10 protein-coding genes and 1 riboswitch are annotated in these 15296 nt (G+C 65.8%); of the genes, 5 read left to right on the plus strand and 5 right to left on the minus strand.

Annotated elements, in window-relative coordinates:
* Nucleotides 1-704 precede the first annotated feature (704 nt).
* On the plus strand, nucleotides 705-1793 hold the full coding sequence (recA, locus tag E4K65_RS10685; RefSeq protein WP_027548614.1) for a recombinase RecA: 1089 nt from the start codon (nucleotides 705-707) through the stop codon (nucleotides 1791-1793).
* Between the two features lie 101 nt (nucleotides 1794-1894).
* Nucleotides 1895-2890: a hypothetical protein gene (locus E4K65_RS10690; RefSeq protein WP_135174132.1), complete on the plus strand. Its 996-nt coding sequence runs from the start codon at nucleotides 1895-1897 to the stop codon at nucleotides 2888-2890.
* Between the two features lie 75 nt (nucleotides 2891-2965).
* On the opposite strand, the gene gcvP is transcribed toward E4K65_RS10690, so the two are convergent.
* The 3 genes from gcvP to gcvT form a co-directional block, all read right to left on the minus strand.
* The gene (gene gcvP, locus E4K65_RS10695) at nucleotides 2966-5830 is read right to left on the minus strand and encodes an aminomethyl-transferring glycine dehydrogenase (RefSeq protein WP_167770743.1); all 2865 of its coding nucleotides are present in this window, start codon (nucleotides 5828-5830) and stop codon (nucleotides 2966-2968) included.
* A gap of 180 nt (nucleotides 5831-6010) precedes the next feature.
* Complete coding sequence (gene gcvH / locus E4K65_RS10700; protein ID WP_027548617.1) at nucleotides 6011-6379, minus strand: glycine cleavage system protein GcvH; 369 nt, start codon at nucleotides 6377-6379, stop codon at nucleotides 6011-6013.
* A gap of 10 nt (nucleotides 6380-6389) precedes the next feature.
* A complete protein-coding gene (gcvT, locus tag E4K65_RS10705; RefSeq protein WP_167770712.1) occupies nucleotides 6390-7535 on the minus strand; it encodes a glycine cleavage system aminomethyltransferase GcvT in 1146 nt (381 codons plus the stop codon).
* Between the two features lie 145 nt (nucleotides 7536-7680).
* A riboswitch (glycine riboswitch) is annotated at nucleotides 7681-7769 on the minus strand.
* Between the two features lie 231 nt (nucleotides 7770-8000).
* Here gcvT and alaS point away from each other — a divergent pair.
* Together alaS and E4K65_RS10715 are read left to right on the plus strand one after the other, a co-directional pair.
* Entirely contained in the window at nucleotides 8001-10679 is a 2679-nt protein-coding gene (gene alaS / locus E4K65_RS10710; RefSeq protein ID WP_167770713.1) for an alanine--tRNA ligase, read from the plus strand.
* A 5-nt stretch (nucleotides 10680-10684) separates the two neighbouring features.
* Entirely contained in the window at nucleotides 10685-11905 is a 1221-nt protein-coding gene (locus tag E4K65_RS10715; RefSeq protein ID WP_135174136.1) for a cyclic nucleotide-gated ion channel, read from the plus strand.
* 4 nt (nucleotides 11906-11909) lie between these two features.
* On the opposite strand, the gene E4K65_RS10720 is transcribed toward E4K65_RS10715, so the two are convergent.
* Together E4K65_RS10720 and E4K65_RS10725 are read right to left on the minus strand one after the other, a co-directional pair.
* On the minus strand, nucleotides 11910-12410 hold the full coding sequence (locus E4K65_RS10720; RefSeq protein WP_135174137.1) for a DUF3455 domain-containing protein: 501 nt from the start codon (nucleotides 12408-12410) through the stop codon (nucleotides 11910-11912).
* A gap of 98 nt (nucleotides 12411-12508) precedes the next feature.
* Nucleotides 12509-13723 carry an NADP-dependent isocitrate dehydrogenase gene (locus tag E4K65_RS10725; protein ID WP_135174138.1) on the minus strand — a complete coding sequence of 405 codons (1215 nt, stop codon included), beginning with the start codon at nucleotides 13721-13723 and terminating at the stop codon, nucleotides 12509-12511.
* Between the two features lie 336 nt (nucleotides 13724-14059).
* Between E4K65_RS10725 and E4K65_RS10730 the strand changes: the two genes are divergently transcribed.
* Nucleotides 14060-15259 (plus strand): TrmJ/YjtD family RNA methyltransferase, encoded by a 1200-nt coding sequence (locus E4K65_RS10730; protein WP_135174139.1) that lies wholly within the window; start codon nucleotides 14060-14062, stop codon nucleotides 15257-15259.
* Nucleotides 15260-15296 lie beyond the last annotated feature (37 nt).

The following is a 15296-nucleotide window of genomic DNA, read 5'->3' on the forward strand; positions in this document are numbered from 1 at the left end:
ACAGGACACCTACCGCAACGCAGCATTGGCGGCATGACCCGCTAAGGAGCGTGCCGCCAGCTTGCGAGAGTGAAAACACGTGATGGCAGAGTCGGTCACCCGACGCATCGAGAGAAACCTGACCGCCTCAGTGGCGTTCGAACCCGGCCAACTGATAAGGCCTCGATCCGCGGAATCCATCAAGGCCAGCGGTTAGGTACGACCGCGCACAAAGGCCGGACACATGACTGCAAGCGACCACTGCTCATCACGAAAATAATTCTTGCAAGACGGGGGCCATCCACACATGAGGCGGCCTTTGTTCTTGAATTTTAAACGGCCCCAAGAGGGGGCCGCCAACCCGTCTGGCGGGTTTTCCACCAGCAGTCGGGGGGGCACCTTTCGGCTGGAGGTGCGAGCAAACGCGCCGCCAAGCCGATTGTTCCCCAAGGTGTTCTCTTGGCGGAACGCCCCGGCCTTTATTCGCTACACCCACAACGAGTTAATCCTAAACACGCATGAACAGGTTGTGGCAGTTCGCGAACAAAAACAGGCCACTTCGAAATTCAACTTAGGCCACTAGGGGTTAAAGCAGGCCAGCGCCAAAATCCGCAAAAGAACATATTGCGAACTTGGAACAAATGGGGTACATTGCTTTTATCGCCGGCCCGCCTCGCCAATCGTTTGTCCCCCTAGCGAATCCTCGCCATAAGGAGCACGACCCAATGTCCGCAACTGCCCTGCGTATCGTCGAAGGATCTTCCATGGACAAGAGTAAAGCTCTGGCCGCCGCGCTCTCCCAGATCGAGCGCCAGTTCGGCAAGGGTTCGGTGATGAAGCTGGGCAAGAACGACCGGTCGATGGACGTCGAGGCGGTGTCCTCCGGTTCCCTCGGGCTCGACATTGCGCTCGGGATCGGCGGCCTGCCGAAGGGGCGCGTCGTGGAAATCTACGGGCCGGAATCCTCGGGTAAGACCACGCTGGCGCTGCACACGGTGGCGGAAGCGCAGAAGAAGGGCGGCATCTGCGCCTTCATCGACGCCGAGCACGCGCTCGACCCGGTCTATGCGAGGAAGCTCGGGGTCAACATCGACGAGCTGCTGATTTCGCAGCCGGACACCGGCGAGCAGGCGCTAGAGATCTGCGACACGCTGGTGCGCTCGGGTGCGGTGGACGTTCTGGTGGTCGATTCGGTCGCGGCCTTGGTGCCGAAGGCCGAGCTCGAGGGCGAGATGGGCGAATCGCTGCCGGGCCTCCAGGCGCGGTTGATGAGCCAGGCGCTGCGCAAGCTGACGGCGTCCATCAACAAGTCCCACACCATGGTGATCTTCATCAACCAGATCCGCATGAAGATCGGTGTGATGTATGGCTCACCGGAGACCACCACCGGCGGCAACGCGCTCAAGTTCTACGCCTCCGTCCGCCTCGATATCCGCCGCATCGGCGCGATCAAGGAGCGCGACGAAGTCGTCGGCAACACCACGCGCGTCAAGGTGGTGAAGAACAAGCTGGCGCCGCCCTTCAAGCAGGTCGAGTTCGACATCATGTACGGCGAGGGCGTTTCCAAGATGGGCGAGATCCTCGATCTCGGCGTCAAGGCCGGCATCGTCGAGAAATCCGGCGCCTGGTTCTCCTATGACAGCCAGCGCCTCGGCCAGGGCCGCGAGAACTCGAAGGCGTTTTTGAAGGCCAACCCAGACATCACCGCCAAGATCGAGACCGCGATCCGCCAGAACTCCGGCCTGATCGCCGAGCAGATCCTGGCCGGCACACCGGAGCGTGACGCCGACGGCGAGGAGCCGACGGAAGAGTAGGTTTAACGCGGAAAGTTTTTCGCGAGGAGCGGGCGCTGAGGACGTTGAGTTGCCGACGTCTTCGGCGCCCGTTTCGTTTTGCGTGGGGGTGGGCGTTCGCGATGAAGCGTATGATCCTGACCAGTTCGTCCGGCGTCGGTCTCACCTACGCCGATCGCGCCGACATGGTTGTCCCGCTCATCTTTCGGTTCGTGTCGGGGCCATTGCCCACGTCGCACCATCTTGATGAATTTCTCGACGGACGCCTCAATCCCGGTATTCCGGAAGTGATCTGGGCCGACCTCGTTAGCCGGTCGCCTCAAACCGGTCTCGCACACAAGAATGTTGCGTTGGTCCGGTTCTGCGAGATTTACGGTGTCGAGCTTATCGAGCTGTGGTTTGATCCCAGCCCGAACAATCAATTGCAGTTGATCTGGATCCTCGATTATCTCCGCGCCGAACCCTACATGGCCGAACGCCTGAAATTGCGACTCGTCGATTTCGATTTGCTCGGCGCAGACGTCGCCGGGCTTCGCGAGCGTACCGTGCGGGCGCTCGATGTGACGGAGCGCGACTTCGAGGTTGCCCGCATGGCCTGGGAGGCCTACCGCGCGCCAACGCCTGAGCTCTGTTTCGGGCTCCTGAGCAGGGATTTCCCCGGGCTACCCTTCCTGAAGCCGGCCCTGGAGCAATTGTTGGCCGAACTGCCGTCGCCGACAACTGGATTGGGTGCGACGGAAGCGCGGCTGCTCGAACTGATCGCGAAGGGGCACAACCGTACCAAGGAGCTGTTTCAGCCGGGCGGGCTGCTTGAAACACGTGTGTTCGACCAGTGGGAGCTGGGCCCTTTGCTTGAAGGGCTCGCGTCCGGTCCGATGCCGGCGGTCGGCGGCCTCGATTCCAAGCTCGCGACGCTCGCTCCGCACGATGCGCGCGGCCGCAACGCCGCTTTTCGCCGGAGCCGGCTGTTGCTGACCGACTTCGGCAAGGCGGTGCTTGCAGGCCGGGACAATTTCCGCAGCCACAATCCGATCCGGCGCTGGTGGGGCGGCACGCTTCTGACCAACGAACGGCTTTGGCGTTGGAATCCGCAAAGCCGTTCGCTGGCGGCGCCTTGAATCCGGATTGTAGGGTGGGTTAGCCCAGCGGACTGCGCTTCGCGCAGCCGCCCGCTAACCCACCCTACGAATCCATTACTCCGCGGCTTCCGCGTAATCGCTCACCGGCGGGCAGGAGCACACGAGGTTGCGGTCGCCATAAACGTTGTCGACGCGGCCGACCGGGCACCAGTATTTGTCGGTGCGCGAGACGCCGTCGGGGAAGCAGCCCTCGGCACGCGTGTAGGCGCGATTCCACGCATCGTCCGCGATGTCGTGCACGGTGTGCGGGGCGTGACGCAGCGGTGACGCCTCGATCTTGAAGCGGCCGGCCTCGACCTCGGCGATTTCCTTGCGGATCGCGATCATCGCGTCGCAGAAGCGATCCAGCTCCGCCTTGGATTCCGATTCGGTCGGCTCGATCATCAGCGTGCCCGGGACCGGGAAGCTCATGGTCGGCGCGTGGAAGCCGTAGTCGATCAGGCGCTTGGCGATGTCGTCGACGGTGACGCCGCTGGTCGTCTTGAGGGCGCGGGGGTCGACGATGCACTCATGCGCGACGCGGCCCTTCTCGTTCTTGTAGAGCACCGGGAAATGCGCATCGAGCCTTGCTGCAATGTAGTTGGCGTTGAGGATCGCGATCTCGGTGGCGCGCTTCAAACCTTCTCCGCCCATCATCAGGATGTAGATGTAGGAGATGGTCAGGATCGAGGCCGAGCCGAACGGCGCGGCCGAGACCGGGCCGACCGGTGCATCCGTCTGCGTTGCGGGATGGCCCGGCAGGAACGGCGCAAGATGCGCCTTGACGCCGATCGGGCCCATGCCCGGGCCGCCGCCGCCGTGCGGGATGCAGAAGGTCTTGTGCAGATTGAGATGGCTGACGTCGGCGCCGTAATCGCCGGGCCGTGACAGACCGACCTGCGCGTTCAGGTTGGCACCGTCCAGATACACCTGGCCGCCATGGCCGTGGACGATGTCGCAGATCTCGCGGATGTGCTCCTCGAACACGCCGTGGGTCGAGGGATAGGTGATCATCACTGCGGCGAGGTCATTCGCGTGCTTGTCGGCCTTGGCGCGGAGATCGTTGACGTCGACGTCGCCGTTCTTCTCGCAGGCGACCACCACCACGTCCATGCCGACCATCGCGGCCGAGGCCGGGTTGGTGCCGTGGGCGGAGGAGGGGATCAGGCAGATCTTGCGGTGGGTCTCGCCGCGCGCGGCGTGATAGGCGCGGATCGCCAGAAGCCCGGCATATTCGCCCTGCGCGCCGGAATTCGGCTGCAGCGAGATCGCGTCATAGCCGGTGATGTCGCACAGCCACTTCTCCAGCCGCGCGAACAGCGCGTGATAGCCCCTGGCCTGCTCGCGCGGGGCGAACGGGTGCAGGGAGCCGAATTCCGGCCAGGTCAGCGGCATCATCTCGGTGGTCGCGTTCAGCTTCATGGTGCAGGAGCCGAGCGGGATCATGGCGCGGTCGAGCGCGAGGTCGCGGTCGCTGAGCTTGCGCATGTAGCGCAGCATCTCGGTCTCCGAGCGATGCGCATGGAACACCGGATGGGTGAGGAACGCGGTCGTGCGCTTCAGCGCCTCCGGCAGCGCGTCGCGCGTGGTGGCGTCGATCTCGGCGTAAGCAAGCTGGCCGCCGAAGGCGCGCCAGACCGCCTCGACGGTCGCGGGCGTGGTGGTCTCGTCGAGCGCGATGCGCAAAGCCGCCTCACCAACGCCGAGATTGATCTTCTCGGCAGCCGAGCGCGCGACGATCTCGGCGCGTTTGGCGCCGGCATCGACGCTGAGCGTGTCGAAGAAGTTTTCGCAGTTCGGCGCAAAGCCGAGCTTGCGCAGGCCGCTCGCGAGCACGGCAGCGCGGCGATGCACCTGGCGCGCGATCTGCGCAAGGCCTTCGGGGCCGTGATAGACCGCATACATCGCGGCGATCACGGCGAGCAGCACCTGCGCGGTGCAGATGTTGGAGGTCGCCTTCTCGCGGCGGATGTGCTGCTCGCGGGTCTGCAGCGCGAGGCGGTAGGCCGGCATCCCGCGCGAATCCACGGAGAGGCCGACGATGCGGCCGGGCAGCGAGCGCTTCAGCGCATCGCGCACCGCCATGTAGGCCGCGTGCGGCCCGCCATAGCCCATCGGCACGCCGAAGCGCTGCGCCGAGCCGATCGCGATGTCGGCCCCGAGCTCGCCGGGCGAGGCGAGCAGCGTCAGCGCCAGCAGGTCGGCGGCAACGATCGCGAGTGCGCCCTTGGCCTTCAGCGTCGCGATTGCGGGCCTGAGGTCGCGCACTGCGCCCGAACTGCCGGGATATTGAAGCAGCGCGCCGAGCACGTCGGCGCTGTCGAGCTCGGTGAGAGGATCGCCGACGATCAGCTTCCAGCCGAGCGGCTCGGCGCGGGTGCGCATCACCGCAAGCGTCTGCGGATGCACGTCCTTGTCGACGAAGAAGGCCTTCGCTTCGACCCGCGAGTGCCGCTCCGCCAGCGCCATCGCTTCGGCTGCCGCGGTCGCCTCGTCGAGCAGCGAGGCGTTGGCGACGTCGAGGCCGGTGAGGTCGCAGATCATGGTCTGGAAGTTGAACAGCGCCTCCAGCCGGCCCTGGCTGATCTCGGGCTGGTACGGCGTGTAAGCGGTGTACCAGGCCGGGTTCTCCAGGATGTTGCGCTGGATCACCGCGGGCAGGATCGTGCCCGAATAGCCCTGGCCGATCAGCGAGGTGAAGACCTGGTTTTGGGCAGCGAGCTCGCCCATATGCGCGATCGCCTCGGTCTCGCTGAGCGGCTTGCCGAGATCGAGCGGGGCGGCCTGCCGGATCGAGGCCGGCAGCGTCTCCGCCATCAGCGCATCGACGCTCCTGGCGTTGACGGCCTCCAGCATCGCGGCGACGTCGCGCGCCGACGGGCCGATGTGGCGGCGGGCGAAATTGGTGGTGTCGCCGTTGGATTTGCGGTGCGCGGTCATCATGGGTCCTCGCTTTAGGTCATCTGTCGCTGTCATGCCCCGCCTTGTGCGCACTTGCGCACTGGGGCGGGGCATCCAGTAAACGCAGGCGTCACGGCTTGAACCGGGAAGCCGCGGCGTACTGGATCACCCGCCTGCGCGGGGGATGACACCGAATGTGAGGTCGGAGTTCGCTTCATCTCACGCCGTGTGGGCCTTGTAGGCGGCTTCATCCATGAGGCCGCCGAGTTCGCTCTTGTCGGCAATCTTGATCTTGAAGAACCAGGCGGCGCCTTGCGCATCCGTGTTCACCAGCGCCGGCTCGGCGGCCAGCGCGGCGTTGGTCTCGAGCACTTCGCCCGTCACAGGCGCGTAGACGTCGGAGGCGGCCTTCACCGATTCCACCACGGCGGCGGCTTCCGCCTTCTTCAGCACGCGGCCGAGCTTGGGCAGTTCGACGAACACGACGTCGCCGAGCTGCTGCTGCGCGTAGTCTGTGATGCCGACGGTGGCGACATCGCCCTCGATGGCGAGCCATTCATGGTCGGAGGTGTACAGCGTCGTGGTCATTCTGAAGTCCTCAGCGTTTGTAGGTGTTTTTCACGAAGGGCATGGCGGCGACCGTGAGCGGCAGTCGCTGGCCGCGCACCTCGGCGAAGAGGCTGGTGCCGAGCGCGCCCAGTGCGGTGGGCACGTAGCCCATCGCGACCGGCGCGTTCAGGCTCGGGCCGAAGCCGCCCGATGTGACCGTTCCGATCGGCGCGGCGGATGTCGCATCCGCAAACAGCAGCGCGCCCTCGCGCACCGGCGCGCGGCCTTCCGCGCGCAGGCCGACGCGGCGGCGGCCGGCACCCTGATCGAAATGGGCGAGGATCTTCTCGGCGCCGGGGAAACCACCGGCGCGGGCGCCGCCAATGCGACGGCTCTTCTGCACCGACCATTCCAGCGCGGCCTCGACCGGCGTGGTGGCGGTGTCGATGTCGTGGCCGTAGAGGCAGAGCCCGGCTTCCAGCCGCAGGCTGTCGCGGGCGCCGAGGCCGATCGGCAGCACGTCAGGGTTTTCCAGCAGCGTTTTTGCCAGACGCTCGGCGTCCGCGGCCGGAACCGAAATCTCGAACCCGTCCTCGCCGGTGTAGCCGGAGCGCGAGACGAAGCAGTCGAGACCGGCGACCTTGTGCGGGCCGGCGTCCATGAACTTCATGGCAGGCGCCTCTGCACAGAATTTCGCCAGCGCGGATTCGGCCTTCGGACCCTGCACCGCGACCAGGGCCCGGTCGGCCAGCGAATCGATGACGCAGTCGTCGGACAGATGCGCGCGCAGATGCGCCTCGTCCTCGGCCTTGCAGGCGGCGTTGACGACCAGGAACAGGTGATCGCCGAAATTGGCGACCATCAGGTCGTCGAGAATGCCGCCATCGGCATTGGTGAACTGGGCGTAGCGCTGCCGGCCCGGCGCAATCGCCACGATGTCCTGCGGCACCAGCCGTTCCAGCGCGCGGGCGGCGTCCTCGACCTTGCCGGATTTCGGCCGCAGCGCGATCTGGCCCATGTGGGAGACGTCGAACAGGCCGGCGGAGGTGCGGGTATGGAGATGTTCCTTCAGCACGCCCGCGGGGTACTGCACGGGCATGTCATAGCCCGCGAACGGCACCATCTTGCCGCCGAGGGATACATGTAGGTCGTGGAGGGGCGTACGTTTCAGGGAGTCTTGGTCGGGTGCAAGCATCACAGGGGCCCTCGGCGGTTCCCCGGGGACGATTCCCCGAGCCAACCAGTCGAAGCCCCATCTGTCGCTGTGCCTGAGAGTATTATCCCGTCGGCGGACGCAGTCCGGGCCTCAAGCCCGTCGGCGCCTCTTTCCAGATGCTGTCAAAGCCACGCGGTCCTTTTGCCTGAGAGTTTCCGGGGCGGTTGCTCCTTCGGCGCCGGCACCAAAGCCGGTCTCTCCCGACGTGGCCGTACGATACAGATGGGTAGAGACCACAGGGCAGCCAAGCCTGTCAACGCGGGGATTGCGCCTTTCAACGGGATTGCAACGGGATTGAGCGCCTGCGGCAACCCTCTGATCTCTCTGCACAGTTTCTGGACAGCGAAGCTGGCCTTGTCTAAAAGCGCTTTGGCCCGCAGATATCAGCCTTAATTTCCGGTTTGGACGGCGGTCGCGGGTCCGAACACACCCGATTGGATGAACATGAGCGGCGTCAACGAGATCAGGTCGACCTTTCTGAACTTCTTTGCCGAGAACGGCCACGAGATCGTGCCGTCCTCGCCATTGGTGCCGCGCAACGATCCGACGTTGATGTTCACCAATGCCGGCATGGTGCAGTTCAAGAACGTCTTCACCGGAGTCGAGAAGCGGCCCTATCAGCGCGCCACCACCTCGCAGAAATGCGTGCGCGCCGGCGGCAAGCACAACGACCTCGACAATGTCGGCTACACCGCGCGCCATCTCACCTTCTTCGAGATGCTCGGCAATTTCTCGTTCGGCGACTATTTCAAGGAGCGCGCGATCGAGCTGGCCTGGACGCTCATCACCAAGGACTTTGGGCTGAAGAAGGACAAGCTGCTCGTCACGGTCTACCACACCGACGACGAGGCGCATGGGCTCTGGAAGAAGATCGCCGGCTTCTCCGACGACCGCATCATCCGCATCCCGACCTCGGACAATTTCTGGGCGATGGGCGACACCGGCCCGTGCGGCCCGTGCTCGGAGATTTTTATCGATCGCGGTGACCATATCTGGGGTGGCCCTCCCGGTTCTCCTGAGGAGGACGGCGACCGCTTCCTCGAATTCTGGAATCTGGTGTTCATGCAGTACGAGCAGGTGACGAAGGAGGAGCGCGTGGATCTGCCGCGTCCCTCGATCGACACCGGCATGGGCCTGGAGCGCATGGCCTGCATCATGCAGGGCGTGGACAGCGTGTTCGAGACCGATCTGTTCCGTCACCTGATCGACGCGACCGCCTCCGCGCTCGGCAGCGGGCCGAACGAGCAGACCGTGGCCTCGTTCCGCGTCATCGCCGACCATTTGCGCTCCTCGGCCTTCCTCGTCTCCGACGGCGTGCTGCCCTCCAATGAAGGCCGCGGCTATGTGCTGCGCCGGATCATGCGCCGCGCGATGCGCCATGCGCAGCTTCTCGGCGCGAAAGAGCCGCTGATGCATCGCCTGGTCTGGGCGCTGGTCCGCGAGATGGGCCAGGCCTATCCCGAACTGATGCGCGCGGAAAATCTGATCGAGGAAACGCTGCGGCTGGAAGAGACCCGCTTCCGCAAGACGCTGGTGCGGGGCCTTGCCATCCTCGACGAGAAGAGCGCTTCGTTGAAGAAGGGCGACATGTTCGACGGCGACGTCGCCTTCACGCTCTACGACACCTACGGCTTCCCGCTGGACCTGACGCAGGACGCGCTGAAGTCGCGCGGCATCGGCGTGGACCAGTCCGCCTTCACCGATGCGATGGAGCGCCAGAAGGCCAAGGCGCGCGAGTCCTGGAAGGGCTCGGGCGAGGCGGCTTCCGAAGCGATCTGGTTCCCGCTGCGTGAAAAGCTCGGGGCCACCGAATTCCTTGGCTATGAGACCGAGAGCGCCGAAGGCGTGGTGTCCGCGCTGGTGAAGGACGGCCAGGAAGCCACGAGCCTCAAGGCCGGCGAGACCGGCGCGCTGGTGCTGAACCAGACGCCGTTTTACGCGGAGTCCGGCGGCCAGGTCGGCGACACCGGCGTGCTGCTCGGGGAGGGCGGCATCAAGTTCCGCGTCACCGACACGCAGAAGAAGCTCGGCGATCTCTTCGTTCACGTCGGCACCGTGGAGAGCGGCGAGCTGAAGCTCGGCACCGCGCTTCAGCTCGAGGTCGATCACGGCAGGCGCTCCTCGATCCGCGCGCACCATTCGGCGACGCACCTCATCCACGAGGCGTTGCGCCAGGTGCTGGGCGATCACATCGCCCAGCGCGGCTCGATGGTCGCGCCGGATCGTCTGCGTTTCGACTTCGTGCATCCGAAGCCGATCACGGCGGAGGAGCTGGCCCGCGTCGAGGACATCGCCAACGACGTGGTGCTGGAGAACGACGAGGTCACGACCCGCGTCATGGGCGTGGACGAGGCCCGCGAGGCCGGCGCGCGCGCGCTGTTCGGCGAGAAATACGGCGACGAGGTCCGCGTCGTCTCGATGGGCCGGACCGCGCGGGAGCGCGGCACCAACGCGCTCGGCTGGTCGGTCGAGCTTTGCGGCGGCACCCATGTGCGGCGCACCGGCGATATCGGCCTGATCACGCTGACCGGCGAGAGCGCGGTCGCCTCGGGCGTGCGCCGCATCGAGGCGCTGACCGGCAATTATGCGCGCAAGCACGCCAACGACACCATGGCGCTGGCGAAGACCGCGGCGAACGAGCTGCGCACCTCGATCGACGACGTGCCGGCGCGCATCACCGCGCTGATGGAGGAGCGCAAGAAGCTCGAGCGCGAGCTCTCCGACGCCCGCAAGAAGCTCGCGATGGGCGGCGGTACATCCGTCGGGAACGGCGCAGCCGTAGGCGTGCGTGAGGTCGGCGATGTCAAGCTGATGGCGCGTGCGGTCGAGGGCATCGAGATGAAGGATCTCAAGAGCCTTGCGGACGACGGCAAGAAGCAGATCGGCTCCGGCGTGGTCGCCATCGTCGGCGTCACCGAGGACGGCAAGGCCGGAATCGTGGTCGGCGTCACCGCGGACCTCACCGCGCGCTTCAATGCCGTGAACCTGGTGCGCGTCGCCTCCGAGGCGCTCGGCGGCAAGGGCGGCGGCGGCCGGCCCGACATGGCGCAGGCCGGCGGTCCCGATGGCGCCAAGGCGCCCGAGGCGCTTGCGGCGATCGAAAAAGCGATGGCGGGCGCGTAAACACCATGCCCCCCGTTCCGCGAGGACGTGGGCTTCGCGATCCCAATTTGAGGGATCGCCTCTACGAACTGCTGGAGCACGATCCGCTGGCCTATTCGGTCGGGTCGCGCTTCATCCAGCTGATCATCGGCGTCATCGTGCTCGACGTGGTCGCGATGATCCTCGCCTCGGTGCCGGATCTGGACGCGCAGTTCGGCGCGCTGTTCTCGGCGATCAAGATCTTCGCCGTGATCGTGTTCGCGCTGGAATATGCCGCGCGGCTGTGGACGGTCGCCGGACACACCCAGCGCGAGGCGTCCGCGCTGTCCGACCGGCTCGGCTACGCCTTCTCCGCGCTCGGCATCATCGACCTCATGGCGTTCCTGCCCGCCGCGATCGTGCTCGCCGCCGGCCGGCATGCGACGCTGGCTGCCCTCGGCGTGCTGCCGTTCTTCAAGCTGATCCGCTATTCGCCGGCGATGCGCTCGCTGCTCGCCGCCGTGCATGCGGAGCGGCGCGCGCTGATCGGCTGCATCGTCATCCTGATCGGCGCGGTCTTGACCTTCGCCTCGCTGCTCTACGCCATCGAGCGCGACGTGCAGCCGGACAAGCTCGGCACCATTCCGCAGGCGATGTGGTGGGCGATCGTGACGCTCGGCACCGTCGGCTATGGCGACGTCGTGCCGGTGACGGCGCTCGGCAAGTTCATCTCCGTCTTCACGATCATCGCGGGCTTTGCCATGATCGCGCTGCCGGTTGCGATCATCTCGACCGCCTTTGCCGAGGAGGTGAAGCGGCGCGATTTTGTCGTCACCTGGGGCATGCTGGCACGGGTGCCGCTGTTCTCGCATCTTTCGGCCTCGGAGATCGCCGACATCATGCGGCTGCTCCGTGCACGAACCATCGAGCAGGGCGAGATCCTGGTGCGGCGGGGCGATGCCGCCTCGTCGATGTATTTCATCACCGCTGGCGAGGTCGAGATCGCGCTGCCGAGCCAGCAGGTACGGCTCGCCGACGGCACCTTCTTCGGCGAGATCGCGCTGCTGCATAAGACAAAACGCAGCGGCACGGTGACCGCGACGCGCAAGACCCGGCTGCTCGTGCTCGACGCCCAGGATTTCCACGCCCTGATCGCGCGCATGCCGACGCTGGCCGCCCACGTCCACCAGACTGCGAAAGCGCGGCTGGAGGAGACCGGCGATCTCGCCGCGGCCGAACTGGCGCAGGCGGAGAAGGAGGGCCGCTGAGCGGTCAGCCTTTCTTCAGGAAAACGTAGTCGGCCGAGTAAGGCACGCTCTTGAACTCGCCGGCCTTCTCGCATGCACCGTCGAGCTTGCCGCCATGGGTGTTGATGCGCTGGACGGTGGTGACCGGTGTCAGGACGCCGCTGCCGCGGCGGGAGGCGACCTCCAGCTTCAGCCAGGGGATATCGGCGGCGGTGGCACCCGGCGCGTTGCCGATGGCCTTGCCGACGACGGCGCTGCCGTCGGCGTGCTCCCAGTTCGGGCCGGCATAGTGCCGCCCGATCGTCTTGCCCTCGGAGAGCAGCGTCGCGACCGGTTCGCGGAAGGCCCAGGCGAGCTTGCCCTCAGCGCCGGCCTTGCACTCGTAGACCTGCGCACCCTCGGCGTGGACGCTGAGCACGACCGTCTCGCCCGGCGCCGCGATGGCCTCGGGGAGCGGCTCCGCAGCCCCGGCCGGTCCGATCAGGGCCGCGAGCAACAGGGCGGGGGCGGCAAGCTTGATGAACATGGAGGTCTCCGCAAAGGGTTTCAAAAAAAGAAACGGGCCGCGCTCAAAGACGCGGCCCGTGATGATGTCCGGCCCAGTCGGGCGAAATTGCGGACGGCTCAGGCCGCCAACGCCTTCGTGAGGTTCTCCGCGACCTTGTCGAGGAAGCCGGTGGTCGAGAGCCAGCGCTGGTCGGCGCCGACCAGCAGCGCGAGGTCCTTGGTCATGTAGCCTTCCTCGACGGTGTCGACGCAGACCTTCTCCAGCGTGTTCGCGAACTTGGCGAGCTCGGCATTGTTGTCGAGCTTGGCGCGGTGGGCGAGGCCACGGGTCCAGGCGAAGATCGACGCGATCGAGTTGGTCGAGGTCTCCTTGCCCTTCTGGTGCTCGCGGTAGTGGCGGGTCACCGTGCCGTGGGCGGCTTCGGCTTCCACCGTCTTGCCGTCCGGGGTGAGGAGGACCGAGGTCATCAGGCCGAGCGAGCCGTAGCCCTGCGCGACCGTGTCGGACTGCACGTCGCCGTCGTAGTTCTTGCAGGCCCAGACATAGCCGCCGGACCACTTCAGCGCCGAGGCCACCATGTCGTCGATCAGGCGGTGCTCGTAGGTCAGCCCCTTGGCCTCGAATTCCTTCTTGAACTCGCGGTCGTAGATGTCCTGGAAGATGTCCTTGAAGCGGCCGTCATAGACCTTCAGGATCGTGTTCTTGGTCGAGAGATAGACCGGGTAGTTGCGCAGCAGGCCGTAGTTCAGCGAGGCGCGGGCGAAGTCGATGATGGAGTCGTCGAGATTGTACATCTCCATGGCGACGCCGGCGCCGGGCGCCTTGAACACTTCCTTCTCGATCACGGTGCCGTCCTCGCCGACGAACTTCATCGACAGGGTGCCCTTGCCCGGGAACTTGAAATCGGTGGCGCGGTACTGGTCGCCATAGGCGTGGCGGCCGATGATGATCGGCTTGGTCCAGCCGGGAACCAGGCGCGGCACGTTCTTGCAGATGATCGGCTCGCGGAAGATCACGCCGCCGAGGATGTTGCGGATGGTGCCGTTCGGCGACTTCCACATCTGCTTGAGGTTGAACTCCTTCACCCGGGCCTCGTCCGGGGTGATGGTGGCGCACTTGACGCCGACGCCGACCTTCTTGATGGCTTCGGCGGCGTCGATGGTGACCTGATCGTTGGTGTGGTCGCGGTACTCCATCCCCAGGTCGAAATACATCAGCTCGACATCCAGGAACGGGTTGATCAGCTTGTCCTTGATGTACTGCCAGATGATCCGGGTCATCTCGTCGCCATCGAGTTCGACGACGGGATTGGATACCTTGATTTTTGCCATGATCGGGGAAGCCTCTTGGGAACGGCGCTATTGGCGCGCCACGGGAATATCCGCCGCCTCTTAGCACCGCCGCGCGGCGGGCGAAAGCCAAGGGATTATGCACTTTTAGCCCATCCAGCTTCCGCAGATGGGGGCGGGGAGCGGCCCGCCGGCGGGGCCGGCCTGAGGCTTCAGAAGAGATTTAAAAGTTGAATCCAAGTCGTTATTTCCCTTGAGAATTTTGTCAGGACAGGCAAACGACAGGCACACAAGGCCGCGCCGGCTGGCGGCGGGCTTGAATCAATTCCTGAGAGCGCCTTGCCAAGGCCTTGAGACGAAGAGTGAAAGCGAAACGAGATGTCGGGGACTGACAAGAGCAAGGCGGGTCTTTCCCTCGACGGTCCCATCGTGATCCTGGTCGAGCCGCAGCTTGGTGAAAACATCGGCATGGCCGCGCGCGCCATGGGCAACTTCGCCCTGAGCCGGTTGCGCATCGTCAACCCCCGCGACGGCTGGCCCAACATCGCCGCCCAGCGCGCCGCGGCCGGTGCCGACTACATTCTGGAAAAGGTCGAATTGTTTGGCACGGTCGAAGAGGCCGTCGCCGATCTCGACCTGCTGTTCGCCACCACCGCACGCCCCCATGACCAGGCCAAGCCGGTGGTGGGGCCGGAAGCTGCCGCCGCCGAGATCTCGGGGCACGTCGCCATAGGGGGCAAGGCCGGTATCCTGTTCGGCCGCGAGCGCTGGGGGCTGACCAACGAGGAGGTCGGGCTCTCCAACCGCATCATCACCTTCCCGGTCAATCCGGGCTTTGCCTCGCTCAACCTTGCCCAGGCCGTGCTGCTGGTCGGCTATGAATGGTTCAAGCGGGCGACCTCCGGCGAGCTGCCGCACGCCATGCCCGAGCGCTCCGAGCGCGCCTCGCAGCACCAGATGCAGGCCTTCTTCGACAACCTCGTGCGCGAGCTCGACCGGGTCGAATTCCTCCGCCCGGCCGAGAAGCGCGACACCATGCTGGTCAACCTGCGCAACATCTTCAGCCGGATGGAGCCGACCAAGCAGGACATGCACACCCTCCATGGAGTCGTCATGGCGATCGCGGAGGGGCGCAAGGGTCCGGCCAAGGGCGGCGTGCTCGACGGTGAGCAGGCCACGCGCCTGCGCGCGCTCTTGGCCGAGCACGGGCAGGGCGGCGGTGTCCCCGACAGCAGCTCGACGGTGCGCGGGCTCGCCCGCCTGCTCCGCCGCAACCCGACCGATGCCGAGCGACTGCTCTGGCAGGCGCTGACCCGCGACCGCCGCTTCGCAGGTGGGTTCAAGCGCCAGACCCCGGTCGGCCGGCACATCCCGGACTTCGTCTCGTTCCCGCACCGGATCGCGATCGAGCTGGTCAACCCCGGCGAGGGCGAGACGATCGCGGCGGACCGCGCGGGCCGACGGACGTGGCTCGAGGCGCGGGACTATCGGGTGCTGGAGATCCGGGCCGCGGATGTGGAGCGCGATCTCGAGGCGGAGCTGGTGCGGCTGCAGGGGATGGTGGCGGAATCGACTTAAGCGTTGGGCCAGAGAGAGCCGCCGTCCCCAAACCCGC

The sequence above is a fragment of the Bradyrhizobium niftali genome, from assembly GCF_004571025.1.
In the GTDB taxonomy this organism is placed as follows: Bacteria; Pseudomonadota; Alphaproteobacteria; order Rhizobiales; family Xanthobacteraceae; genus Bradyrhizobium; species Bradyrhizobium niftali.

Coding starts and splice junctions, on each gene's coding strand:
- E4K65_RS10730 (WP_135174139.1), top strand. CDS start 14,060: ATGTCGGGGACTGACAAGAGCAAGGCGGGTCTTTCCCTCGACGGTCCC.
- E4K65_RS10715 (WP_135174136.1), top strand. CDS start 10,685: ATGCCCCCCGTTCCGCGAGGACGTGGGCTTCGCGATCCCAATTTGAGG.
- gcvP (WP_167770743.1), bottom strand. CDS start 5,830: ATGACCGCGCACCGCAAATCCAACGGCGACACCACCAATTTCGCCCGC.
- E4K65_RS10720 (WP_135174137.1), bottom strand. CDS start 12,410: ATGTTCATCAAGCTTGCCGCCCCCGCCCTGTTGCTCGCGGCCCTGATC.
- E4K65_RS10725 (WP_135174138.1), bottom strand. CDS start 13,723: ATGGCAAAAATCAAGGTATCCAATCCCGTCGTCGAACTCGATGGCGAC.
- recA (WP_027548614.1), top strand. CDS start 705: ATGTCCGCAACTGCCCTGCGTATCGTCGAAGGATCTTCCATGGACAAG.
- alaS (WP_167770713.1), top strand. CDS start 8,001: ATGAGCGGCGTCAACGAGATCAGGTCGACCTTTCTGAACTTCTTTGCC.
- gcvT (WP_167770712.1), bottom strand. CDS start 7,535: ATGCTTGCACCCGACCAAGACTCCCTGAAACGTACGCCCCTCCACGAC.
- gcvH (WP_027548617.1), bottom strand. CDS start 6,379: ATGACCACGACGCTGTACACCTCCGACCATGAATGGCTCGCCATCGAG.
- E4K65_RS10690 (WP_135174132.1), top strand. CDS start 1,895: ATGAAGCGTATGATCCTGACCAGTTCGTCCGGCGTCGGTCTCACCTAC.